This window comes from Streptomyces sp. NPDC053493, from assembly GCF_044544825.1.
Taxonomy (GTDB): Bacteria; Actinomycetota; Actinomycetes; order Streptomycetales; family Streptomycetaceae; genus Streptomyces.
This window is the reverse complement of sequence record NZ_JBITXS010000013.1, coordinates 74,982-99,468: the sequence shown is the minus strand read 5'-3', so window position 1 is coordinate 99,468 and position 24,487 is coordinate 74,982. Positions and strand designations below refer to the sequence as shown.

General features: G+C 73.0%; 17 protein-coding genes and 1 tRNA gene. 8 read left to right on the top strand and 10 right to left on the bottom strand.

Going from position 1 to position 24,487, the window contains the following annotated elements; genetic code table 11:
- Positions 1-42 precede the first annotated feature (42 nt).
- The 4 genes from ACIGO8_RS29605 to ACIGO8_RS29590 all read right to left on the bottom strand — a co-directional run bounded on the left by ACIGO8_RS29605 (position 43) and on the right by ACIGO8_RS29590 (position 3,656).
- Positions 43-1,017, bottom strand: coding sequence for a ribose-phosphate diphosphokinase (locus ACIGO8_RS29605; RefSeq protein ID WP_399737028.1), 975 nt, complete (start codon positions 1,015-1,017; stop codon positions 43-45).
- Between the two features lie 121 nt (positions 1,018-1,138).
- Positions 1,139-2,587: a bifunctional UDP-N-acetylglucosamine diphosphorylase/glucosamine-1-phosphate N-acetyltransferase GlmU gene (gene glmU / locus ACIGO8_RS29600; RefSeq protein WP_399737026.1), complete on the bottom strand. Its 1,449-nt coding sequence runs from the start codon at positions 2,585-2,587 to the stop codon at positions 1,139-1,141.
- A gap of 109 nt (positions 2,588-2,696) precedes the next feature.
- A tRNA-Gln gene (locus ACIGO8_RS29595) sits at positions 2,697-2,768 on the bottom strand.
- Positions 2,769-2,792: 24 nt separating this feature from the next.
- Entirely contained in the window at positions 2,793-3,656 is an 864-nt protein-coding gene (locus ACIGO8_RS29590) for a hypothetical protein (RefSeq protein WP_399737024.1), read from the bottom strand.
- A gap of 153 nt (positions 3,657-3,809) precedes the next feature.
- On the opposite strand from ACIGO8_RS29590, the gene ACIGO8_RS29585 reads away from it, so the two are divergent.
- Complete coding sequence (locus tag ACIGO8_RS29585; protein WP_399737022.1) at positions 3,810-5,135, top strand: sensor histidine kinase; 1,326 nt, start codon at positions 3,810-3,812, stop codon at positions 5,133-5,135.
- A gap of 70 nt (positions 5,136-5,205) precedes the next feature.
- Here the strand turns inward: ACIGO8_RS29585 and ACIGO8_RS29580 are convergent, their stop codons facing one another.
- Complete coding sequence (locus ACIGO8_RS29580; protein WP_399737021.1) at positions 5,206-5,706, bottom strand: SUKH-3 domain-containing protein; 501 nt, start codon at positions 5,704-5,706, stop codon at positions 5,206-5,208.
- A 9-nt stretch (positions 5,707-5,715) separates the two neighbouring features.
- On the bottom strand, positions 5,716-6,240 hold the full coding sequence (locus tag ACIGO8_RS29575; protein WP_399737018.1) for a YwqJ-related putative deaminase: 525 nt from the start codon (positions 6,238-6,240) through the stop codon (positions 5,716-5,718).
- Between the two features lie 319 nt (positions 6,241-6,559).
- Between ACIGO8_RS29575 and ACIGO8_RS29570 the strand changes: the two genes are divergently transcribed.
- From ACIGO8_RS29570 to ACIGO8_RS29560, 3 genes are all read left to right on the top strand, one after another.
- Positions 6,560-7,561, top strand: coding sequence for an SMI1/KNR4 family protein (locus ACIGO8_RS29570; RefSeq protein ID WP_399737016.1), 1,002 nt, complete (start codon positions 6,560-6,562; stop codon positions 7,559-7,561).
- A 7-nt stretch (positions 7,562-7,568) separates the two neighbouring features.
- The gene (locus tag ACIGO8_RS29565) at positions 7,569-10,607 is read left to right on the top strand and encodes an SUKH-4 family immunity protein (protein WP_399737014.1); all 3,039 of its coding nucleotides are present in this window, start codon (positions 7,569-7,571) and stop codon (positions 10,605-10,607) included.
- Positions 10,608-10,752: 145 nt separating this feature from the next.
- Complete coding sequence (locus ACIGO8_RS29560; protein WP_399737012.1) at positions 10,753-11,673, top strand: cellulose-binding protein; 921 nt, start codon at positions 10,753-10,755, stop codon at positions 11,671-11,673.
- 15 nt (positions 11,674-11,688) lie between these two features.
- On the opposite strand, the gene ACIGO8_RS29555 is transcribed toward ACIGO8_RS29560, so the two are convergent.
- Positions 11,689-13,284: an MFS transporter gene (locus ACIGO8_RS29555; RefSeq protein ID WP_399737145.1), complete on the bottom strand. Its 1,596-nt coding sequence runs from the start codon at positions 13,282-13,284 to the stop codon at positions 11,689-11,691.
- Between the two features lie 465 nt (positions 13,285-13,749).
- Here ACIGO8_RS29555 and ACIGO8_RS29550 point away from each other — a divergent pair, with 465 nt between their 5' ends.
- The 3 genes from ACIGO8_RS29550 to mfd all read left to right on the top strand — a co-directional run bounded on the left by ACIGO8_RS29550 (position 13,750) and on the right by mfd (position 20,781).
- Positions 13,750-14,538: an ABC transporter ATP-binding protein gene (locus ACIGO8_RS29550; protein WP_399737010.1), complete on the top strand. Its 789-nt coding sequence runs from the start codon at positions 13,750-13,752 to the stop codon at positions 14,536-14,538.
- Entirely contained in the window at positions 14,535-17,108 is a 2,574-nt protein-coding gene (locus ACIGO8_RS29545; protein ID WP_399737007.1) for an ABC transporter permease, read from the top strand. Before ACIGO8_RS29550 ends, ACIGO8_RS29545 begins: the two co-directional genes overlap by 4 nt.
- A gap of 133 nt (positions 17,109-17,241) precedes the next feature.
- Positions 17,242-20,781 carry a transcription-repair coupling factor gene (mfd, locus tag ACIGO8_RS29540; RefSeq protein WP_399737005.1) on the top strand — a complete coding sequence of 1,180 codons (3,540 nt, stop codon included), beginning with the start codon at positions 17,242-17,244 and terminating at the stop codon, positions 20,779-20,781.
- Positions 20,782-20,836: 55 nt separating this feature from the next.
- Here mfd and ACIGO8_RS29535 read toward each other — a convergent pair whose 3' ends face one another.
- Together ACIGO8_RS29535 and ACIGO8_RS29530 are read right to left on the bottom strand one after the other, a co-directional pair.
- Positions 20,837-22,105 (bottom strand): SGNH/GDSL hydrolase family protein, encoded by a 1,269-nt coding sequence (locus ACIGO8_RS29535; protein ID WP_399737003.1) that lies wholly within the window; start codon positions 22,103-22,105, stop codon positions 20,837-20,839.
- Between the two features lie 94 nt (positions 22,106-22,199).
- On the bottom strand, positions 22,200-22,781 hold the full coding sequence (locus ACIGO8_RS29530) for a TetR/AcrR family transcriptional regulator (RefSeq protein WP_399737001.1): 582 nt from the start codon (positions 22,779-22,781) through the stop codon (positions 22,200-22,202).
- 138 nt (positions 22,782-22,919) lie between these two features.
- Here ACIGO8_RS29530 and ACIGO8_RS29525 point away from each other — a divergent pair, with 138 nt between their 5' ends.
- Entirely contained in the window at positions 22,920-23,759 is an 840-nt protein-coding gene (locus tag ACIGO8_RS29525) for a hypothetical protein (protein ID WP_399737143.1), read from the top strand.
- 95 nt (positions 23,760-23,854) lie between these two features.
- Here ACIGO8_RS29525 and ACIGO8_RS29520 read toward each other — a convergent pair whose 3' ends face one another.
- Entirely contained in the window at positions 23,855-24,361 is a 507-nt protein-coding gene (locus ACIGO8_RS29520; protein ID WP_399736999.1) for a nuclear transport factor 2 family protein, read from the bottom strand.
- Positions 24,362-24,487: the final 126 nt, after the last annotated feature.

The window sequence follows — 24,487 nt, the reverse complement described above, 5'->3', positions numbered from 1 at the left end:
CTGGCCCCGGCGCTCAACGCTTCAGTGCCCGGTACGCGGCGCTCAGTGCTCCTCGAACAGGCTCGTCACCGAACCGTCCTCGAACACCTCACGCACCGCACGCGCGATCGTCGGCGCGATCGACAGCACCTTGATCTTGTCCAGCTCCAGCGAGCTCGGGTCCGGCAGCGTGTCCGTGAACACGAACTCGCTCACCTTCGAGTTCTTCAGCCGGTCCGCCGCCGGACCCGACAGGATGCCGTGCGTCGCCGTCACGATCACGTCCTCCGCGCCGTGCGCGAACAACGCGTCCGCCGCCGCGCAGATCGTGCCCGCCGTGTCGACCATGTCGTCCACCAGCACACACACCCGGCCACGCACGTCACCGACGACCTCGTGGACCGTCACCTGGTTCGCCACGTCCTTGTCACGACGCTTGTGCACGATCGCCAGCGGCGCGTCCAGACGGTCGCACCAGCGGTCCGCCACCCGCACCCGGCCCGCGTCCGGAGACACGATCGTCAGCTTCGAACGGTCCACCTTCGCGCCCACGTAGTCCGCCAGCACCGGCAGCGCCGACAGGTGGTCCACCGGACCGTCGAAGAAGCCCTGGATCTGGTCCGTGTGCAGGTCCACGGTCAGGATGCGGTCCGCACCCGCCGTCTTCAGCAGATCGGCGACCAGACGGGCCGAGATCGGCTCACGGCCACGGTGCTTCTTGTCCTGACGGGCATAGCCGTACGACGGAATGATCACCGTGATGCTCCGGGCGGAAGCCCGCTTCAGAGCATCGATCATGATCAGCTGCTCCATGATCCACTTATTGATCGGAGCCGTGTGGCTCTGGATCAGGAAGCAGTCCGCACCGCGCGCGGACTCCTGGAAGCGGACGTAGATCTCACCGTTGGCGAAGTCGAACGCCTTGGTGGGAACGATGCCGACACCCAGCTGGTGTGCGACCTCCTCGGCCAGCTCGGGGTGGGCGCGGCCGGAGAAGAGCATCAGCTTCTTCTCGCCGGTCGTCTTGATCCCGGTCACAGCACTGTCTCCTCGACGGGTTCTCTGGCCGCGAATCCCCGCGCTCCCGTGCGCGTGTGCGAGCCAGCCGAATTTGTGTGCACGTATCACGGTACGCCGAGTTCGACGTACCCGTTTCCGGTCAGCTTTCGCCGGCGGACTTCTCACTGGCGGCCTGAGCGGCCTGAGCAGCAGCGCTGCCCGGCCGCTTCCGGGCCACCCAACCCTCGATATTCCGCTGCTGGCCACGGGCCACAGCCAGCGATCCCGGCGGCACATCCTTCGTGATGACCGACCCCGCAGCGGTGTACGCACCGTCCCCGATGGTGATGGGAGCCACAAACATGTTGTCCGAACCGGTACGGCAGTGCGAGCCGATCGTCGTGTGGTGCTTCGCCTCGCCGTCGTAGTTCACGAAGACACTCGCCGCACCGATGTTGGTGTACTCGCCGATCGTCGCATCACCCACATACGACAGATGAGGGACCTTCGTACCCTCACCGATCACGGCGTTCTTCATCTCGACGTACGTACCCGCCTTGGACTTCTCGCCCAGAACCGTCCCCGGACGCAAGTACGCATACGGCCCCACCGAGGCACCCTCGCCCACCACCGCCGACTCCGCGACCGTGTTGTCCACCCGCGCACCCCTGGCCACCGTCGTGTCCCTCAGCCGCGAGTTCGGACCCACCACGGCGTCCTCCGCCACATGCGTCGCACCCAGCAGCAACGTGTTCGGCAACACCGTCGCGTCCGGCTCGAACGTCACCGTCACATCCACGAACGTCGACGCCGGATCCACCACCGTCACACCCGCCAGCATCGCCCGCTCCAGCAGCCGCTCGTTGAGCAGCGCCCGCGCCTCCGCCAACTGCACCCGGTTGTTGATCCCCAAGATCTCCCGGTGGTCCGCCGCCACCGACGCACCCACCCGATGACCCGCCTCACGCAGGATCGACAGCACGTCCGTCAGGTACTCCTCGCCCTGACTGTTGTCCGTCCGCACCTTGCCCAGCGCATCCGCCAGCAACACCCCGTCGAACGCGAACACCCCGGAATTGATCTCCCGGATCGCCCGCTGCGCCTCCGAGGCGTCCTTGTGCTCCACGATCGCGGTCACCGCACCGGACGCCGCGTCCCGCACGATCCGCCCGTAACCCGTCGCGTCCGGCACCTCGGCCGTCAGCACCGTCACGGCGTTCCCGTCCGCCGCATGCGTGGCCGCCAGCGCCCGCAGCGTCTCGCCGGCCAGCAGCGGAGTGTCGCCGCAGACCACGACCACGGTGCCCTCCGGCGCCCGCCCCAGCTCTCCGAGAGCCATCCGCACCGCGTGCCCGGTCCCGTTCTGCTCCTCCTGCACGGCGGTCCGCGTCCCCGCGTAATGCGCGTCCAGATGCGCCCGCACCTGCTCCCGCGCGTGCCCCACGACCACGACCAGGTCCTCGGGCTCCAGCTCGCGAGCGGCGGACACGACGTGCCCGACGAGCGACCGTCCGGCGATCTCGTGCAGGACCTTGGGAGTCTTCGACTTCATGCGGGTGCCCTCACCCGCTGCGAGGACGACGACGGCTGCCGGGCGGTTGGCGCTCACGGGAATGCCCTTCGGCTTCGGGTGGTGGACCACCGAAGGATACCGGGGGGTGCCGAGCGGCCCACGAGTAAGGGTCCCGACCTGGGAGGTCGGGACCCGAACTGAGCAGCTCCCCTGCCAGGACTCGAACCCGGACATAGGACTCCAAAGGTCCCAGTGCTGCCGATTACACCACAGGGGATAGCAAAGTCGACTAAATCGGACATTAGGCCCTGTTGATCGAGTCGACGGCACCTACTATGCCGCACCACCAGCCCTCAATGCGACGGTACAGCTCGGCGCCTTGCGAGACGCGGATGACCAGGCACCCCCGGTAGTCGGGGCCCACGTTCTTCCGGATCGTCTTCGGGTTGTGCGTCTTGATCGTGGTCTTCTGGAAAGCGCTCGGCTCGATACCGACGAGTTCGGCCCAATAGCGCTGCGCGTCTTCGGCGTCGGCCGTCGCATGGATCATGACGCGGAACGCCAGTCGTTCCGGTTCGACCTCGAGAAGGCGCAGCCAAGCCAGGTAGACCTGGATGACACCGGGGTCGCTGTTCACGAACTGAACGTTCTCGCGGCGCGCGTACGGCTTGTCCTTCGCGCCCTCCGCCCAATAGAGCGCGGCCCCGGCGAGGAGGAGCTCGCGCTCGCTCAATGCGCCGATCTCCGCGCTGGCGGCCTGCTTGGTCTTCCGCCGTTCCACGTCGCGGACGGCCAGCTCGTGCTCCCAGCGCTTCCGAGCGGCGATCTTGGCCTGCCCGGCCGGATCGCGGCGCTCCGGTTTCGGGAGGTCGCGTACCCAGAGCGAGATCGAACTCTTCGAGCAGCCGAGCTCGAGCTGGATCTGGTCGTACGTCTTGCCCTCCATGCGCAGCTCGCGGGCGCGGGCGCGGAGGTCGTCCTTGGCGCGAGGGCGTTTCGTCCACTCCGGTGGCTGCTCGCCGTTCACCAGCCGGTGGAGGAGGTCGTGATTGTAGACCTGCAGGCGGTCGCGGATCTGGCGGAGGCTGAGGCCCTGGCGGCGCAAGGCGACGGCCTGGGTGCGCAGTCCGTCGAAGTCGGCGTAGCGACTGGTTTCGGGAGTCATGGGACGAGCGTCGTCCGGAATGCGGACGTCCGGGTCGAAAACGCGGTCGATTCAACAGTTCGAGGGACTGGTGTGCGTGCGTGTTGACGGGTGGGGCCCCGGGGCCGGTGGGAGGCGGGAAAATCGGTGGCCCTCGCCCGTAGGGTGGGAGGCATGACCACAACGGGGGCAGATCGGGACGCGGTGGTTCCGCGTACCTGGTGGTGGTGGGGAAGACGGCGCGGCGTGGTGCTGGACGTGACGCTGGCCGTCGTGTCCGCGCTGGAGTGCGGGCTCGAGGGGGTCGGGTTCGCGGGGCAGGCGTCGTTGCCGGTGCCCGTGGGTGTGCTGTTCGGCCTGGTCGTCGGGTCGGTGCTGCTGGTGCGGCGGCGTTGGCCGATCACCGTGGTGCTGGTCTCGATCGCGGTGACGCCCGCCGAGATGGGCTATCTCATGGGCGTCGTCGGCCTGTACTCGCTGGCCGCGTCCGAGGTGCCCCGGCGCTACACGGCCGCGCTGGCCGGGATGTCGACGGTCGCGGTGTATCTGGTGACCGTGGTGCGGATGCGCCAGGACGTGGCGCAGGCGGACGCCGGTCAGCAGGACTTCGATCCCAGCGGCTGGTACGTGCCGGTCGTGTCGCTGTTCATGACCTTGGGCCTCAACGCCCCGCCCGTGCTGTTCGGCCTCTACATAGGCGCGCGCCGTCGGCTCATGGAGTCGTTGCGGGAGCGGGCGGTGAGCCTGGAGCAGGAGCTGTCGCTGCTGGCGGACCGAGCGGAGCAGCGGGCGCAGTGGGCGCGGCAGGAGGAGCGGACGCGGATCGCGCGCGAGATGCACGACGTGGTGGCGCACCGGGTGTCGTTGATGGTGGTGCACGCGGCGGCGTTGCAGGCGGTGGCCTTGAAGGATCCGCAGAAGGCGGTGCGGAACGCGGCGCTGGTGGGCGACATGGGCCGGCAGGCGCTCACGGAGTTGCGGGAGATGCTGGGCGTGCTGCGCGAGGAGGTTCCGACGGCGTCCTCGGCGTTGCCGTTGGCGGCGGTGGGTCGTGCGGCCGCGGCCGCCGCCGAGGCGGCGGCGGAGGACGAGGCGTCGGGTGGTCCGTGTCTGGACGCGCTGGAGGCGTTGGTGGAGCAGTCCCGGCAGGCCGGGGCGGTCGTGGAGCTCGTGGTCATGGGTGAGGCGAGGGTGTACGGCGCCGAGGTGGAGCAGACGGCGTACCGGGTGGTCCAGGAGGCGTTGACGAACGTCCACAAGCACGCGGCGGGCGCGAAGGTCGTGGTGCGGCTGGCGCACCGCGAGGCGGAGGTCGCGATGCAGGTGGAGAACGGTCCGTCGGACGCGGCGGTGGCGGACGCGCATCTGCCGAGCGGCGGCAACGGGCTGGTCGGGATGCGGGAGCGGGTGACGGGCCTGGGCGGGGTGTTCGTGTCGGGTCCGACGGACGCGGGCGGTTTCCGGGTGAGCGCGGTGCTGCCGGTGGCGCGGCCGGCGTAGGCCGTGGTGCGGTCCGTGCGGGTCGCGCGCCCGCGTAGGACGCTCGGGCGCCGGCCGCTCGTATGCGGGCCTAGCGGCCGGCCACCAGTCGGGTCGGCTGCGTTCCCGTGATCAGCGTCGCGAGGGCCGTGTCGATGTCGCGGCCCAGGTACCAGTCGCCGGTGTGGTCGATGCTGTAGACGCGGCCTTCGACGTCCATCGCCAGGACGGCCCGCTGCTGTCCGTCCTCGCCCTCCTCGCCGAGCGGGGCGAGTTCGCTGTCGAGGGCGCGGCCGAGGTCGCCGAGGGTGCGGGCGAGGTGGAGGCCGGCGAGCGGGTCGAAGCGCACGGTCGCGGGAGCGATCTGGCGGCCCTGGCCGGGGGCGGTGACGCGCAGGCCGCCGAACTCGGCCCAGGCTTCGACGACGGCGGGGAAGACGCTGTGGCGGTGTCCGGCCGGGGAGATGTGTCCGCGCAGGGTGTCGGCCCAGTGTTCGGCGAGCTTTATGTCCCAGCGGCCGGGCTGCCAGCCGGCCTGGCGCAGGGCGGCGTCGACGTTGATGGGGAAGCGGGTGCTGGTCAGGTCGGGCATGGGCGGGCGTCAGCCGTTCTGGACGGTGGTCGGGTCGACCGTACGGACTCCGAAGTGCGCGAGCATCGCCGTACAGGAGCGGCAGGGCGCGGCGTAGCTGCCGTGCAGCGGGTCGCCGTCCTCGCGGATGCGGCGGGCGGTGAGTTTGGCGTGCTTGAGGGAGCGGCGGGCCTCGCTGTGGGTGAGCGGTTTGCGCTGGGCGCGCCGGGAGCGGGCGTTCTCGGTGGCGGTGAGGTGGCGGGAGAGCAGGATCGCCTCCGGGCAGCGTCCGGTGAAGCGTTCGCGCTGGCCGCTGGTGAGGGTGTCCAGGAAGTCCTGGACGAGCGGGTGGAGTGCGGGCGCCTGGTCGCCGCGTGCGGCGGTGCAGGTGAGGGTGGTCTCGCCGCGGACGGAGAGGGCGGCGCCGACGGTGGGCAGGATGCCGTCGCGGCGGTGACGCAGTAAGGGGGCGCGGTGGGTGTCGGCGTCGCTGCCCCAGCTGAGGCGTGGGTCACCCTGAGTGGGCGTTGGTGCCGGTGTGGTGCTTGCGTGCATGGTGCTCGTCTTCCCCTCCTGCAATCCCCCGAGTTGCGTGAACAGCCTGCCAAACGCGGTGCCGGATGGGGAAGCTGGGGCGCGCAATGGTGTCTTCGGTGTGTCGGAATGATGGCGGTGCTGTCATGCCGTCGTGACACTTGGTCACCGTCCGTGGAGGTCTGGGGTGGGGACGGGGCCGTGGCGCGGCGAGTCGGGTCCGGGACCCGGCCCGGGGCCCGGCCGGGGGCTCGGTCGGGGCGGGGCGGGCCGGTCCGTGGGCTTGTGCCAGCGCATAGGCTGTGCGGACCAGCCAGTGGATACCAGGGGGCATACCGCCATGACGACAGGTCGGCTCGGCCAGGACACCGCGCCGCCGAACGCGGCGTACGCCGGGCAGGTCGTGCATTTCCCGGACCCGGTCCGGGCCTCCCGTCATCCCCGAGGGGTACGGGTGGACGAGCGCGGCTACCCGGACTTCTCTCCGTACGCGCGGGCGGCGGCGGAGATCGCCGACCCTCCGGAGGGTTTCGGCGTCGACGAACTGCGGCTGACGGACTACGTGTCGGCGAACGCGGCGCTGGCCGCGACGGGGCACGAGCTGTGGGACACGATCCCGGCGGTCGCGACGCCGCACGGCTGGACGTGGCACCACGTGGCGCATTCGCGTCGCCTGGAGCTGGTTCCGGTGGAGGTGAAGGCGCTGCTGCGGCACCACGGCGGGGTGGCGACGTCGACGTCGGTGGACCAGACGAAGCGCGGTACGCGTCCGCTGCAGGAGACCCGGCCGGCGCACTTCGGGCTGCCGAAGCGTGTGGTGTCGGTGTCGGAGCAGCAGGTGCAGGGCGTGGAGGAGGACCTGGGTTACCGGCTGCCGGGGGCGTATCGCGCGTTCCTGAAGGCGGCGGGTGGTTCGGCGCCGGTGGGTACGGCGCTGGACGCGGAGCTGGGGCTGCTGGTGGACCAGCCGTTCTTCACGGTGCGTGAGGAGGCGGGGATCAACGACCTCGTCTACGTGAACAAGTGCCTGCGGGACCATCTGACGAAGGACTTCCTGGGTGTGGCGTTCGTGCAGGGCGGTCTGCTGGCGGTGAAGGTGAAGGGCGAGGCGGTCGGGTCCGTGTGGTTCTGCCCGTACGACGACGCCCGGGACGCGGGTGCGGTGGCGGCCGGCTGGACGGTGAACGAGCGGGTGGAGCGGTTGCTGTTGCCGTGCGGTGCGGACTTCGACGCGTTCCTGCAGCGGCTCGCGGGCAGTCCGCCGGAGCTGGAGACGGTGGCGAACCTGATGGTGGACGGCGGCTTCGCGCGCGCCGTGCCCGTGGTTCCGGTGGGGGAGTGAGCTGGCCGTGGTGACGTTCGCGCAGGCGCAGGAGCGCGCCGAGGAGTGGATCAACGGCGATGTGCCGGCGTATCTGCACCGTGAGGTGCGGGTGCGGGAGTTCGGGCTCGGGTTCGTGGTGTGGGCGGAGGACCGTGAGGAGACGCGGACTCCGGACGGTGACCGGCTGCGGCTGGTCATCGCGCGGGACAGCGGGGAGGCGACGCTGTGGCCGGGGCTGCCGGTGGGTGAGGTGATCCGGCGGTACGAGGAGGAGTACGGCTCCGTTACGGAACCGGCCGCGCCGGTTCCGCCGCAGCCGGCGCGGATCGACCTGAATCAGACGTCGTTCCTGCTGACTCCGCCGGAGTGGCTCCAGGAGGCGGCGGACAAGGCGGGCATCCCGCCGGTCGCCTCGAACGCGTCCCAGGCGACGGGCGCGGTCCCCGCGCAGCCGACGGGCCCTGACGGCCCGGCCGCGGACGCGTCGGCCTCGCCGTGGGCCGCGCCGGAGGGCGCCCCGGCGCCCGTGTCCCCGGGCGCCGCGTCCGGGCCCGCGTCCCCCGACGCCGGTTCGGCGCCACGAGGTGCCTCGTCCGGGCCTGCGGGCGCTGCCGGTTCGGGTGTTGCGGAGGCCGATGCGTGGGCGCCGCAGGGCGCTTCGTCCGCGCCGGCCGACGCTGCCGAGTCCGATGCGTCGGCTTCGCCGTGGGCCGCGCCGCAGGCGGCTTCGTCCGCGTCGGCCGGGACTGCCGGTTCGGGTGCTGACGAGTCCGGTGCGTCGGGCGCCTCTGCGGGGGCTTCGGTGCCGCCGGTGCCGGGTGAGGCGGCTGCTCCGTCGGGGTCCGCCGAGGTGCCCGGCGCCGCTGCGTCGGCGTCGCCGTGGGCGGCGCCGGAGGGTGCGTCGGCCGGCCCGGAGTCGTCGACCGAGGGTCTCGCCGCTTCCGGTGACACCGGGGCGGGGCCGGTCGCGGCGGCCGGAGCCGAGGTGTCGGCCTCGCCGGCGGCGGCGGCGCCGGAAGGTGCGTCCGATGCGGGTGCGTCCGAGGTCGCGTCGGTGACGCCGCCTGCGGCGGCCGGGCCGGACGCCGCTTCCGGCGGCGACTCCGCTGCCGTCTCCGCCGAGACCTCAGCGGCTGCCGCTCCCGTGGCCGACGGCGGCGCTTCCTCGCCGGACGAGCCCACCGCGCCGGAGGCGGACGCGGCCGCACCGCCCGCGGCCTCGCCGGGAGGCGGCGGGCAGAGTCCCTGGGCCGATGCCAATGCGAGCGCGGGCGGGGCCGACGGGGCCGTGCCGTTGCCGGCGACCGTGTTCGCGCCGCCGTTGTCCGGTGCGGACGACGAGGACGCGCCGGCGCCGTCGGTGGGAGCCGACGCGCCCACCGCGTTGATGAAGGGCGGGAGCGCGCTGCCGCCGACCGCCATCGCGCCGCGGCTGAACCAGGACGGCACGTTCGGGCAGCAGGCGCCCGGCGCGGCCGGCGTCGCGGACGGCACGCCACCGCCCGCTCCCGCTCCCGCCCCCGCCGGTGGCTACGTGCGGACGCAGCTCGTGTCGCAGCTGCCCGACGGCCCGCCGGCCCCGCCCGCGCCGCCCGGTTCGCCCACGCCGCCGCCGGCCGTGCACCAGGCGGCGACGATGCTGGCGCACCCGAGCCAGGGCGGTCCGGGCACGCCGCTGCCGCCGCCTCCGCCGCCCGGCATGCCCGGTGCGCCCGGTGCGCCCGGTACGCCTCCGGGCGGGGTGGCGCACGCCGCGACGATGCTCGCGCATCCGAGTCAGGGTGGTCCCGGTGCGCCGCCGCCTCCGCCTCCGCCGCCGGGTGTGCCCGGTGCGGGTGCGGGCGGTACGCCTCCGGGCGGGGTCGCACAGGCCGCGACGATGCTCGCGCATCCGAGTCAGGGTGGTCCCGGTGCGCCGCCGCCTCCGCCTCCGCCGCCGGGTGTGCCCGGTGCGGGTGCGGGCGGCACGCCTCCGGGCGGCGTCGCGCACGCCGCGACGATGCTCGCGCAGCCCGGCCCGGCCGGACCGCCTCCGCCGCCGGGACCCGCGCCGGCGCCCTCGTACGGCTATCCGCAGCAGCCGCCCGCCGGCCTGCCCATCGTGGGCCCGGGCTACCAGGCCGTGCTGCGCTACCGCGCGCCCGACGGCTCGGAGCAGCAGCTCATCCGCCGCTCCGCGCCGGGCACGCCGCACCCCGAGTGGCAGATCCTGCACGAGCTGCGCGCCATGAACGTGCCGCCGCAGCAAGTGCTCGAACTGCACACCGAGTTGGAGTCCTGCGAGCTGCCGGGCGGCTACTGCGCGCGGATGATCCGTGAGACCTGGCCGCAGGCGCGGATCACCAACATCGCGCCGTACGGCCGTGATCACGCGGGCCGCCAGCAGGGCATGCGCCAACTGCTCACGCACCAGGGCGAGTTGCACCAGGTCGCGGACGGCCCGGCGCGTCCCGCGCCGGTGCGGGCGCCGTTGCCGCAGGTGCAGCCGGCGCCGCCGCTGCCACCGGACGGGGTGGCGCAGGAGCTGGCCGGGGCGTTCGGTCCGGGCATCCTGCGCTTCGACCAGCGCGCGGTGTCGCGGCAGGGCGTGCCGGAGGTGGTGGCGGTCACGCTGATGTGGGCGGGGCTGCCGGCCGACTTCGGTCCGTTCTTCTGGGCGCAGCCGGCCGTGCCGGTCGTGCCGACGCTCGCCGAGCTGGCGGGCCAGCGGCAGGTGCAGCCGGCGCCGGACGCGAGTTCGTACCTCGTGCTCGGTTCGGACTTCGGCCGGGCGATCTGCGTCCAGTACGGGACGGCGCACATCGTGGCCGTCCCGGTGGAGGCGGGGCCGGGCGGGCAGTCGGTGCCGCCGCAGTTCGTGAACACCGGCCTGCCGGAGTTCGTGCGCTGCCTGGCGCTGCTGGGCCGGATGTGGCGGCTGCGCTTCGGCCTGAACCCGGAGCAGGCGGGCCGCTGGACGGTCGATTTCCAGGCGCAGTTGGCGATGCTGGACCCGGCGGCACTGGCGTCGCCGGAGAACTGGTGGTCGGTGCTGCTCGAGCAGATGTGGGACGGCCTGCTGTAGCCACGCCCGACCGAATGTGACAAAAGGCGCCCGACGTGTGTTCACGTCGGGCGCCTTTTGTCCGTTCTCATGACGTCTCATGGCGCATCCTTGATGTTTGAGGACATAAGGACCTCAGGACGAAGCAGTCGAAAGGGCGTCAGGGATGAACTTCTCCGTCGGACGCGGGCGCGGCTATCGGCCCGAGCAGGTCGACCGCCGCCTCGCCGCGCTCGCCGCGGAGCGCGACGACGCGTTCGAGCGGGCGGCGCGGCTGACCGCCCTGGCCGAGGAGACGGCGCAGGAGGCCGCCCGGCTGCGCGAGGCCGTGGCCTCGCTCGCCCCGCAGCGTTACGAGTCCCTGAGCGAGCGGGCCCGCCGGATCCTGGAGCTCGCGGAGGCCGAGGACGAGTCCCTCGTACGGGCCGCGGAGGCCGAGGCGCAGTCGCTCGCCGAGGCGGCGGACACGGCCGCCAAGGAGGTGGCCGAGGCCGCGAAGGCGTACGCGGACGAGGTCACCACGGCGGCCGAGGCGGCGGCCCGCGCGACGCTGACCGAGGCCCGCGAGCGGGCCGAGGCGCTGCGCGAGGACGCCCGCCGCGACGCCGAGCAGCAGCGGACCGAGGCCGCCGCCGCCTTCGAGGCCGTCGAACGCGAGGCCGCGGACCTCCTCGCCCGGCAGCGCGAGGAGCAGCGGGCGGTACGGGAGGACGCCGAGCGGGCGGCCGCGGCGCGGGCGGCCGAGCAGACCGCCCGGCACGACGAACTCCTGTCCGCCGCGCGCGAGCGCCTCGCCGAGGCCGAACGCGCGCTCGCCGAGACCGAGGAGGCCGCCCGGCACGGCCGGGAGGACGCGGACGCGGAGGCGGCGGAACTGCTGGCCGCCGCGCGGCTGAAGCGGGAACGGACCGAGCGCGAGACCGAACGGGTGCTGCGCGAGCACGACGAGGCCCGCGACGAGATCCACTCCCACATGGAACACATCCGCGCCTCGCTCGCCACGCTCACGGGAGGCCGCGCCCGCGCCCAGGACGAGGTGGACGGAGAGAAGGGCGAGGGCGCCGGGGCCGGGGACTCCGGCGACTAGCCGGCCGTCAGGGCATCAGCCCGCGGCGTCGGAGGGCCTCCGCGCCACGGACCCCGGCTCCTCGGGCCCCGGCTCGCCCGACTTCGGATCGTCTGATCCCGGCTCCTCGGGCTCCGGCTCGTCCTGCTCCTTGAGTTCGGTCAGGACCGGGAAGCGGCGCGGGGCGATCGTCACCAGGACGACGAGGGCGAGGGCGGCGGCGCCCGCCGCGCCCAGGTAGACGTAGTCGACGGCCGCGTCCACCGCCCGTCGCAGCTGGTCGGCGGCCGGACCGGTCAGCGCGCCGGGCGTCTCCAGGGCGCGGACCAGCCCGTCCAGATCCCCACCGCTCCCGCTCCCGTTCCCGTTTCCGCCGCCCAGGCGGGCCGCCAGCACGCCGTTGGCGACGGCGCCGAACAGCGCGGCGCCGACGCTCTGGCCGATCTGGCGGACGAACAGCACCGAGGCGGTGGTCGTGCCCCGTTCCTCGTACGGGACGGTCGACTGCACACCGACGATCAGCGGCAGCTGGAAGAAGCCGAGCGCCCCGCCGAGCAGCAGCATCAGCAGCGCGGGCTGCCAGGGCTCGCCGGGGAACGGCAGCAGCGGGAAGGCGAGCAGGACCAGGAGCGCGAGGCTCATGCCGAGGACGGCGGTCTGCCGGAAGCCGATCCGGGTGTAGACCCGGTTGGACAGGGCGGCCGTGACGGGCCAGCTCAGGGTCATCGCGGACAGCACGAAACCGGCCGCGATCGGGCCGAGTCCGAGCACGGCCTGGGCGTACGTGGGCAGGAAGACGGTCGGCGCGACCATGAGCAGGCCGAGCGCGCCCAGGGCCAGGTTGACGGCGGCGATGGTGCGGCGGCGCCAGACCCAGCCGGGGATGATCGGCTCGGCGGCCCGCCGTTCGACGACGACGGTCACGGCGGCCAGCGCGGCCGCGCCGCCGAACAGGCCGAGCGAGGGCGCCGACAGCCATGGCCAGGCCACTCCGCCCTGCACGAGCGCGGTCAGGAGCAGGGTGCCGGACGCGAAGACGGCCAGCGCCCCGGCCCAGTCGACGGAGACCCGCGGCGCCGGGCCCCGCCGCGCCCCGCCCCGTACCGCCGGTGCGCCCGGCTCCACCAGGTAACGGGCGATCAGCCACAACGCCGCCGCCCCGACCGGCAGGTTGACCAGGAAGATCCAGCGCCAGTCCGCGTATCCGGCGAGCAGACCGCCGGCCGCCGGGCCCGCGACGGCGGAGGTGGCCCAGACGGAGGAGAGCCGGGCCTGGATGCGGGGACGTTCCTTCAGGGGATAGAGGTCGGCGGCGATCGTCTGGACCGTGCCCTGCAGGGCGCCGCCGCCCAGGCCCTGGACGACGCGGAAGGCGATGAGCGAGCCCATGTTCCAGGCCGAGGCGCACAGCACGGAGCCGACGAGGAAGAGCACGATGCCGGCGATCAGGACGGGCTTGCGGCCGAAGGTGTCGCTGAGCTTGCCGTAGACGGGCAGGGTGACGGTCACGGCGAGCAGATAGCCGGAGAACAGCCAGGAGAAGACGGAGAGCCCGCCGAGGTCGCCGACGATCTGCGGGACGGCGGTGGAGACGATGGTGCCGTCGAGCGCGGCGAGCGCCATGCCGAGCATCAGCGCGGCGACGACGGGCCCGCGGCGCGTGACGTCCGCCCCTGGGCCCTCCACCACCTGCCTCGCCCTCGCCCTCCCCGCCGCCCCGGACCCGGACCCTGACGCGGACCCGGAAGCCGACCCGGACGCTGACCCGGACCCGGACTCGGACACGCTGACCTCTCTCCTCACCCTGACGGGTGCACGGATGCTTCGTACATCTAAATGCGCCCGGGTCAGCCTCTCACCAAGACCTGGGGTGGAGGAACCCCTAGGGGCTTCTCCCTCATACGAGCCAGGGGCCGTTCCTTCCGCCGGAGGACGAGCCGCGAAGCCCGCGTCCCTAGCGTGGTCTTACGGGCGAGGCCCTGCGGAAAACCGCAGGGCGAAGAGTGCGCCGGACACCACTGTCCCGGCCCCGGGGCCCGACCAGACTCGTACACGTTCCGCACCAACGCGTACGTACCCGTACAGAGGAGACATATCGTGACGTCGGCTGTGAGCGTCCTGAGGCCCGGGGATCCCGGAGGGAGTACGGCCGTCGCCGCGCGGGCGCGGCAGGTCGTCAAGGCGTACGGATCGGGGGAGACCCGGGTCGTCGCGCTCGACCATGTCGACGTGGACATCGAGCGTGGCCGGTTCACCGCCATCATGGGGCCGTCCGGTTCCGGCAAGTCCACGCTCATGCACTGCCTCGCCGGTCTCGACACCGTCAGCGGCGGGCGGATCCACCTCGCCGACACCGAGATCACCGGCCTGAAGGACAAGAAGCTCACCCGGCTGCGGCGCGACCGCATCGGCTTCATCTTCCAGGCCTTCAACCTGCTGCCGACGCTCACCGCGCTCGAGAACATCACGCTGCCCATGGACATCGCCGGCCGCAGACCGGACACCGCCTGGCTCGACCGGGTCGTCGAGACCGTGGGCCTGGCCGGCCGCCTGCGGCACCGGCCCGCCCAGCTCTCCGGCGGCCAGCAGCAGCGGGTCGCCGTCGCCCGGGCGCTCGCCGCCCGGCCCGAGATCATCTTCGGCGACGAGCCGACCGGAAACCTCGACTCGCGGGCCGGGGCCGAGGTGCTCGGCTTCCTGCGCCGCTCCGTCGACGAGCTCGGCCAGACCATCGTCATGGTCACCCACGACCCGGTCGCCGCCTCCTACGCCGACCGTGTGCTCTACCTCGCCGACGGGCGGATCGTCGACGAGATGCGCGCGCCCACCGCCGACCAGGTCCTGGACCGCATGAAGGACTTCGACGCCCGGGGGCGCACGTCGTGACCGTGTTCAAGACCTCGCTGCGCAACGTCCTCGCGCACAAGGGCCGCATGGCGCTGTCCGCCGTCGCCGTCCTGCTGTCCGTCGCCTTCGTCGCGGGCACCCTGGTGTTCAGCGACACCATGAACACCACCTTCGACAAGCTCTTCGCCACCACCTCCTCCGACGTCACCGTCAGCCCGAAGGACGCCGCCGAGGACGACGAGATACCGGGGAGCGGCCGCCCGGAGACCCTGCCCGCCGCGCTCGTCGAGCGGGTCAGGGGCGCCGACGGCGTCAAGGCCGCCCAGGGCCAGGTCGTCTCCCTGGCCGTCACCGTCGTCGACGCCGGGAACGAGAACGTCGGCCCGTCCTCCGGCGGCCCGACCATCGCCGCCAACTGGAACCCCAACGAGCTGCGTTCGGTCGAGATCGCCTCCGGCCACGAGCCCCGCGGTCCCACCGAGGTCATGGTCGACAGCGACACCGCCGAGAAGCACCGTCTGAAGATCGGCGACGAGCTGCGCACCATCGCCGTCACCGGCGACTTCACCGCGCGGATCTCCGGCGTCGTCGCCTTCAAGGTGACCAACCCGGGCGCCACCCTCGTCTACTTCGACACCGCCACCGCTCAGCGCCAACTCCTCGGCAAGGAAGGCCTGTTCACGCAGATCACCGCCGACGCCGCGCCCGGCGTCAGCGACGAGACGCTGAAGGCGCGCATCGCCGCGGAGATCGGCTCCGGCTACCGGCTGCGGACCGCCGCCGAGACCGCCGACGCCGGCCGCGAGGACATCGCGGGCTTCCTCGACGTCATGACGTACGCGATGCTCGGCTTCGCCGGGATCGCCTTCCTCGTCGGCATCTTCCTGATCGTCAACACCTTCTCGATGCTGGTCGCCCAGCGCACCCGCGAGATCGGCCTGATGCGGGCCCTCGGGTCCAGTCGCCGCCAGATCAACCGCTCCGTCCTGCTCGAGGCGCTGCTGCTCGGCGTCGTCGGCTCGGTCGCCGGTGTCGCGGCGGGCGTCGGCCTCGCCGTCGGCCTGATGAAGATCATGTCGTCGATGGGCATGGAGCTGTCCACCGAGGACCTCACCGTCCGCTGGACCACGCCCGTCGTCGGTCTCGTCCTCGGTGTCGTCGTCACCGTCGTCGCCGCCTTCGTGCCCGCCCGGCGGGCCGGCAAGGTCTCCCCGATGGCGGCCCTGCGCGACGCCGGCACTCCCGCCGACGGCCGGGCCGGAGCCGTACGCGGTGGCGTCGGCGTGCTCCTCGCCGCCGCCGGCACCGGCGCGCTGTGGACGGCGACGCGGGCCGAGGAGGCGGCCGCGGGCTCGCTGTGGCTCGGCCTCGGCGTCGTCCTCACGCTCCTCGGCTTCGTCGTCGTCGGCCCGCTGCTCGCCGGCGCCCTCGTCCGCATGCTCGGCGCCGTCGTGCTGCGCGTCTTCGGCCCGGTCGGCCGGATGGCCGAGCGCAACGCGCTGCGCAACCCGCGCCGCACCGGCGCCACCGGCGCCGCCCTGATGATCGGGCTCGCGCTCGTCGCCTGCCTGTCGGTGGTCGGCTCCTCGATGGTCGCCTCGGCCACCGAGGAACTCGACCGGTCCGTCGGCGCCGACTTCATCGTCCGGTCGGCGGGCGGACAGCCGATCGTGCCGCAGGCGCAGGCCGCGGTGGCGAGGACGCCCGGTCTCGACCACGTCACCGCCTACAAGTGGCTCGAGGTGACGGTCACCGACCCGCACGGCAGGGCCGAGAAGACCGGCCTGGTCGCCGCCGACCCGACGTACGCCGAGGACGTGCGGCGCGACACGACGGCGGGCACGCTGGCGGAGGCGTACGGGCCGGGCGCCATGTCGGTGGGCAGCGACTACGCCGCCGAGCACGGAGTCCGGGTCGGCGACCGGCTCACCGTCGCCTTCCACGGCGGCCGGTCCGCGACGCTGCGGGTCGCGGCCATCACCTCCGACGCCGAGACCATCGACAAGGGCGTGAAGTACACGAACCTGACGACGGCGGGTCGCTACCTGCCGGCGGAGCGGATGCCGAAGAGCACGGTCGTCTTCGCCACCGCGAAGGACGGCCAGGAGGCGGCCGCCTACCAGGCCCTGAAGGACGCGCTCGCGCCGTACCCGCAGTACAGGGTCGCCGACCAGGCCGACTACAAGAAGGACCTGCAGGACCAGGTCGGACAGCTGCTGAACATCGTCTACGGGCTGCTGGCCCTCGCGATCGTCGTCGCGGTGCTCGGTGTCGTGAACACCCTCGCCCTGTCGGTCGTCGAGCGCACCCGGGAGATCGGCCTGCTGCGCGCCGTCGGCCTCTCGCGCCGCCAGCTGCGCCGCATGATCCGCCTGGAGTCGGTCGTCATCGCCCTCTTCGGCGCCCTCCTCGGCCTCGGCCTGGGCATGGGCTGGGGCACCGCCGCCCAGAAACTCCTGGCGCTCGAGGGCCTCGGCGTCCTGGAGATCCCGTGGCCGACGATCGGCGCGGTCTTCGTGGGCTCGGCCTTCGTGGGCCTGTTCGCGGCGCTGGTTCCGGCCTTCCGGGCGGGGCGGATGAACGTCCTGAACGCGATCGCGAGCGAATAGCCCCGCCGCGGGCGGGGCGGCGGGGAGGGCGGCGAACGGGTGATCGTCAGCGGGCCGTCGTAGTCTGGAGGCCCCGGCCCGTACGACGTGTCGGGCCGTTCGCGTTGCCCACCTCCGCCGGGATGGACCTTCCATGAGCCTGCACGGTCTGCTTGACGTCGTCGTCGAAGACGCGGCCCTCGCCGAAGCGGTGGCCGCCGCCCGCGACGGGAACCGGATGCACGTCGACCTGGTCGGGCCGCCCGCGGCCCGGCCCTTCGCCGTCGCCGCCCTCGCCCGCGAGGCGGGCCGGCCGGTGCTCGCGGTGACCGCCACCGGGCGGGAGGCCGAGGACCTGGCCGCCGCCCTGCGCTCGCTCCTCGACCCGGACACCGTCGTCGACTACCCCTCCTGGGAGACGCTGCCGCACGAGCGGCTCTCGCCGCGCTCCGACACCGTCGGACGCCGGCTCGCGGTCCTTCGCCGGCTCGCCCACCCGCGGGACGACGACCCGGCTGCCGGCCCGGTCAGCGTGGTCGTCGCGCCGATCCGCTCCGTGCTCCAGCCGCAGGTCAAGGGCCTGGGCGACCTGGAGCCGGTGGCGCTCAGGAGCGGCCAGAGCGCCGATCTGGAGGAGATCGTCGCGGGCCTGGCGGCCGCCGCGTACTCCCGGGTGGAGCTCGTGGAGAAGCGCGGCGAGTTCGCCGTGCGCGGCGGCATCCTGGACGTCTTCCCGCCGACCGAGGAGCATCCGCTCCGCATCGAGTTCTGGGGCGACGACGTCGAGGAGATCCGCTACTTCAAGGTCGCCGACCAGCGGTCGCTGGAGGTCGCCGAGCACGGCCTGTGGGCGCCGCCCTGCCGGGAGCTGCTGCTCACCGACGAGGTGCGGGAGCGGGCCGCCGTGCTCGCCGAGCGGCATCCGGAGCTCGGCGAGCTGCTCGGCAAGATCGCCGAGGGCATCGCCGTCGAGGGCATGGAGTCCCTCGCGCCGGTGCTCGTCGACGACATGGAGCTGCTCCTCGACGTGCTGCCGAAGGGCTCGATGGCCGTGGTCTGCGACCCGGAGCGGGTCCGCACGCGGGCCGCGGACCTGGTGGCGACCTCGCAGGAGTTCCTGCAGGCCTCCTGGGCCGCCACGGCCGGCGGCGGCGAGGCGCCGATCGACGTCGGCGCGGCCTCGCTGTGGGGCATCGCCGACGTCCGGGACCGGGCGCGCGAGCTCGGGATCATGTGGTGGTCGGTGTCGCCGTTCGCCGCCGACGAGACGGCCGGCGACGACGCGGGCGACACCCTGAAGCTGGGCATGCACGCGCCCGAGACGTATCGCGGCGACACCGCCCGCGCGCTCGCCGACACCAAGGGCTGGCTGGCCGACGGCTGGCGCACGGTGTACGTGACGGAGGCGCACGGCCCGGCCTCCCGCACCGTGGAGGTGCTCGGCGGCGAGGGCATCGCCGCCCGTCTCGACGGCGACCTGAAGCAGATCGCCCCGTCCGTCGTGCACGTCGCGTGCGGCGCGATCGACTACGGCTTCGTCGACCCGGCGCTCAAGCTCGCCGTGCTGACCGAGACCGACCTGTCCGGGCAGAAGGCGGCCGGCAAGGACGGCCAGAGGATGCCGGCCAAGCGGCGCAAGACGATCGACCCGCTGACGCTTGAGGCCGGCGACTACATCGTGCACGAGCAGCACGGCGTCGGCCGCTACATCGAGATGGTGCAGCGGACGGTGCAGGGCGCGACCCGCGAGTACCTGCTCGTGGAGTACGCGCCGGCCAAGCGCGGCCAGCCCGGCGACCGGCTCTACATCCCGACCGACCAGCTGGAGCAGGTCACCAAGTACGTGGGCGGCGAGGCCCCGACCCTGCACCGGCTCGGCGGCGCGGACTGGACGAAGACGAAGGCGCGGGCGAAGAAGGCGGTCAAGGAGATCGCCGCCGACCTGATCAAGCTCTACAGCGCCCGGATGGCGGCTCCCGGCCATGCCTTCGCCCCGGACACGCCCTGGCAGCGCGAGCTGGAGGACGCCTTCCCGTACGCGGAGACGCCCGACCAGCTGTCGACGATCGCCGAGGTGAAGGAGGACATGGAGAAGACGGTCCCGATGGACCGGCTGATCTGCGGCGACGTCGGCTACGGCAAGACGGAGATCGCGGTACGGGCGGCCTTCAAGGCCGTCCAGGACGGCAAGCAGGTCGCCGTGCTCGTCCCGACGACGCTCCTGGTGCAGCAGCACTTCGGCACCTTCTCCGAGCGTTACTCGCAGTTCCCGGTCAACGTGCGCGCCCTGTCCCGCTTCCAGACCGACACCGAGGCGAAGGCGACGCTGGAGGGCCTGAAGGACGGCGCGGTCGACGTCGTCATCGGCACCCACCGCCTGTTCTCGTCCGAGACCAAGTTCAAGGACCTGGGTCTGGTCATCGTCGACGAGGAGCAGCGCTTCGGCGTCGAGCACAAGGAGCAGCTGAAGAAGCTCCGCGCCAACGTGGACGTCCTGACCATGTCCGCGACGCCGATCCCGCGCACGCTGGAGATGGCGGTGACGGGCATCCGCGAGATGTCGACGATCACCACGCCGCCGGAGGAGCGGCACCCGGTCCTGACCTTCGTCGGCCCGTACGAGGAGAAGCAGATCGGTGCGGCCATCCGCCGCGAGCTGCTGCGCGAGGGCCAGGTCTTCTACATCCACAACCGGGTCGAGTCGATCGACCGGGCGGCGGCGAGGCTGCGGGAGATCGTCCCGGAGGCGCGGATCGCGACCGCGCACGGCCAGATGTCGGAGCAGGCCTTGGAGCAGGTCGTGGTCGACTTCTGGGAGAAGAAGTTCGACGTGCTGGTGTCGACGACGATCGTCGAGTCCGGCATTGACATCTCCAACGCCAACACGCTGATCGTGGAGCGCGGCGACAACTTCGGCCTGTCGCAGCTGCACCAGCTGCGCGGCCGGGTCGGCCGTGGCCGCGAGCGCGGTTACGCGTACTTCCTCTATCCGCCGGAGAAGCCGCTGACGGAGACCGCCCACGAGCGGCTGGCGACGATCGCCCAGCACACCGAGATGGGCGCCGGCATGTACGTGGCGATGAAGGACCTGGAGATCCGCGGCGCGGGCAATCTGCTCGGCGGCGAGCAGTCCGGGCACATCGCGGGCGTCGGCTTCGACCTGTACGTGCGGATGGTCGGCGAGGCCGTCGCCGACTACCGGGCCTCGCTGGAGGGCGGTGTGGAGGAGGAGCCGCCGCTGGAGGTCAAGATCGAGCTTCCGGTCGACGCGCACGTCCCGCACGACTACGCGCCGGGCGAGCGGCTGCGCCTGCAGGCCTACCGGGCCATCGCCTCGGCCAACTCGGAGGAGGACGTCAAGGCGGTGCGCGAGGAGCTCACCGACCGCTACGGCAAGCTGCCGGAGCCGGTGGAGAACCTGCTCCTGGTGGCCGGCCTGCGGATGCTGGCCCGCGCCTGCGGTGTCGGCGAGATCGTCCTGCAGGGGCCCAACATCCGTTTCGCGCCGGTGGAGTTGCGCGAGTCGCAGGAGCTGCGTCTGAAGCGGCTCCACCCGCGCACGGTCATCAAGCCGGCCGTGCACCAGATCCTGGTGCCGCGTCCGACGACCGGCAAGATCGGCGGCAAGCCGGTGGTGGGCCGCGAACTGCTGGCGTGGACGGGCGAGTTCCTCGCGGAGATCCTCGGTTCGTGATCCGGCCTTCCCTCCCGGTCCGGCGGATCGGCCGGACCGGGAGGGAAGGAGGGCGTCACAGCCGGTCGACGTCCAGTGCCTCGGCCATCGCGCGGTAGCCCGCGTCGCCCGGGTGCAGGTGGTCCCCGGAGTCGTAGGCGGGCAGGATGCGGTCCGGGTCGGACGGGTCGGCGACGGCGCGGTCGAAGTCGACCACGGAGTCGTAGGCGCCCGAGGTGCGGACCCAGGCGTTGAAGGCCTCCCGCTTGGCCTCGTTCTCCGGTGTGAAGTAGAAGGAGCCCTTGATCGGGGTGAGCGTGGCGCCGACGACCTTGATGCCGTGGGCGTGGGCCTGGCGTATGAGGGTGCGGTGGCCCTCGATGAGCTGGTTGACGGAGACCTCGGGCGTCGGGCCGCCGGGGAAGGCCGGGCCGCTGCCGCCGATGTCGTTGATGCCCTCCAGGAGGATCACGGTGCCCACGCCCTTCTCGGTGAGCACGTCCTTCTTGAAGCGGGCGACGGCCTTCTCGCCCGCCCAGGTGGTGTCGTTGGTGACCTCGTTGCCGCCGATGCCGTGGTTGAGCACGGCGCGGGGCCGGCCGGTGGCGGCGAGGCGCTCGGCCAGCTCGTCGGGATAGCGGTTGTCGGCGTCGGTGGTGGAGCCGACGCCGTCGGTGATGGAGTCGCCGAAGGCGACGATGCCGTCCCGGCGGGCGGTGCGCGGGCCGCCGGAGACCTCGACGCCGGAGAGGTAGTACCAGGAGCCGCTGGTCTCGGTGAAGGCCGTGCCGGCGGTGTCGGCGCGGTGGTCGCCCGCGGCCCGGTAGCTGGTGGCGGCGGCCATGTGGTGGAAGGTGGCGGGGCCGGTCGGACCGGCGAGGTAGAGGGTGACGGTGACCGGTTCGAGGGCCGTCGTACGGAACGGGACGCCGTCGCTGATGAGGGTGCCGCCCGCGGGCACGGTGACCGAGTCGCGGCCGCCGAAGGTGAGCGTGCGGACCGAACCCGGCCGCACCGCGCCGCCCTCGGCGGCGCGGGCGACGGTCGCGCCGGTGACCTTCAGCGGCGTGGAGCCGTAGCGGTTGGACAGCTCGATGCGGGCCCGGGTGCCGCCGGCGGTGACGCGCACGGTCTGGCGGACGGTCTGGTCGGCGAAGCCGGTCTGCGACCAGTTGGGCGCGAAGGGGGCGGTCGCCGACTGCGGCGAGGCGGCCCAGGCGCCGTGCCATCCGGCGGCCCGCGCGCCGTGCGACGGGTCGGCCGTGGCGGCGGTGGGGATCGCGGTGAGGGTGGTCGCGGCGAGCAGGGTGATGCCCGCGCGCCGGAGCGTGCTGGTGGTCTTCATGTGTTCCGCCCGTTGTCGTGTGCTGTGCCCGGACCCTGCCGGGTCCGTGGTCGTTCCTGTGCGCGCGACATGATCAAGTCGGGTGCGGTCCGGGCTATTCCCCTGTGGCGTCGGCGAGTTGAGCGGAACCGAGCAGTCCGGTCAGGGCGCGGAAGACCTCGCCCGGGTCCCGGCCGTCCAGCGGGGCGTCCAGGTTGTGGGTGAGCAGCAGGGTCGCGAAGCCGTGGGCGAGGGACCAGGCGGCGATGCCGGTGTCGCGCGGGGCGGCGGTGCCGGGCCCGAGGGCGGTGACGCCGGCCCGCAGTTCGACGGAGGCCCGTTCGCGGGCGGCGAGCAGCTCCGGGTCGTCGGCGTGGTGCAGGTCGGGCCGGAACATCACCTGGAAGTGCGCGGGATGCGCGGCCGCGAACCGTACGTACCGCACGCCGCGTTCGCGCAGGTCCGGCGCGCCCGTGAGGGCCTCGGCGAGCAGTTCGTAGCCCTGGGCGGCGATCGCGGTGAGCAGTCCGGTGCGGTCCTTGAAGTGGTGGGCCGGGGCGGCGTGCGAGACGCCGGCGCGGCGCGCGAGGTCGCGCAGGCTGAGCGCGCCGGGGCCGTCGGCGGCGATGACGTCGAGGGCGGCGGCGAGGACGGCCTGCCGCAGGTCGCCGTGGTGATAGGTGCGCCGAGTGGTCATGGCAGCAGCGTACGCGGAATCTAGGCATTGACAAGTTCGACGGACGGGAGCAATCTTGTCGGTGACAAGATAGTGAGCCGGAGGAGGAAAGCCGTGACCGCCGAGACCCTGACCGTCGAGCCCGCCCGCGTCCGCCAGATGTGGCACCTGATCGAGCCGCTGCACTCCGTGATCTACTACGCGCCCGAGGTCTTCGCCGAGGCCGCCGCCCTCGGCTACGACGTGACCGAGCGCTGGCCCAGCTACTTCGCCTGGCGCGCCGCGGCCCTCGGCCCGGTCGACGCCGACCGCGTCGCCTCCGCCTTCTACAGCTTCAGCCCCGCCAAGGTCGCCCGGCACGTTCCCGCCGCCTGGGACGTCGCCGCCCCGGCCGACGTGCTCGCCGCCCGGCTGCGCGCCGTCGACGCCACCTACCGCGCGCTGCTCGGCGACGACGTCCTCACGAGCCCCGAACTCGCCGAGGCCGCCGCCCTCGCCCGCCGCGCCGCCGAGGCGGCCGACCTCGCCGGCCGCCCCCTGGCCGCCGCCCACGCCGCCCTGCCCTGGCCCGAGGCCCCGCACCTCGTGCTCTGGCAGGCCGCGACGATCCTGCGCGAGCACCGCGGCGACGGGCACCTCGTCGCGCTCAGGGAGGCCGGCCTGGACCCGGTCGAGTCGCTCGTCTCCTTCGCCGCGGTCGGCGCGGCCGCCGAGGCCACGTTCGAGAGCCGGGGCTGGGACCCGCGGGAGTGGGCCGCCGCCCGCGACCGGCTCGCCGCCCGCGGCCTGGTCCACGCCGACGGCACCGCCACCGACGCGGGCCGCGCGCTGCGCGCCGAGGTCGAGCGCCGCACCGACGAACTCGCCGCCGGCCCCTGGATCGCCCTCGGCCCCGACGCCACCGCCCGGCTCGACGCCCTCGTGGGCGGCCTGTGGCTCACGATCATCGGCTCGGGCCTGCTGCCCTCGGAGAACACGCTGGGCATCGGCAAGATCTGAGCGCGCCGCCGGGCGCCGGCGACCCGCGGCGCGGCCCGACTCGCCCCGCCCGCCGGACTTCCTCAAGTGACCTGGTGGGACGGCCGGTTCGGGTGTCAGCCGAAGACGGCCGCCGGGTCGCCGACGTACCAGGTGTTGTCGATGACGAGCCTGCGGATGAGCCAGCGCCCGCCGTCGCGGACCAGTTCCACGTCGTAGGGGTTCTTCAGCAGCGCGTGCCGGGTGCGGTCGGCGCTGAGCAGATGCTGGGCCTCCACCAGGGCGGTGAGGCGGGCGGTGTCGCCGTCGACGGCGATCCGGGCGTTGGTGACCTGGTGGGTGGTGTCGACCCGGCCGGTGAACAGGCCGAGGACGGTGGACACGATGGTGTCGCGCCCGGACATCAGCGGCGGCTCGGCGCCCCACCTGGCCGCGGCCGGACGGAAGTCCAGCTCGGCGTCGGCGGTGAAGGCCGAGGCGAACAGGTCCGCGTCCTTGAGGTCCTGGCCGAGGGCGAAGCGGTGGAGCGCGTCGACGATCTCCACCCGGTCCCGGAGCTCCGCGACCGTCGCCGCGCTGTCGTGGGCGGGGGCGGCCAGCGCGCGGTCATGGGTGACGTACATGATGTTCTCCTGTGACGGTGTGACGGTGCAGGTCAGGCGGTGTTCCGACGCCTTCGATCCTGCTGCGGGCCGACAGGGGCATCAACGAGCACCTGCGCAACGTTCGTGAAGCCTCGCTTGACGACG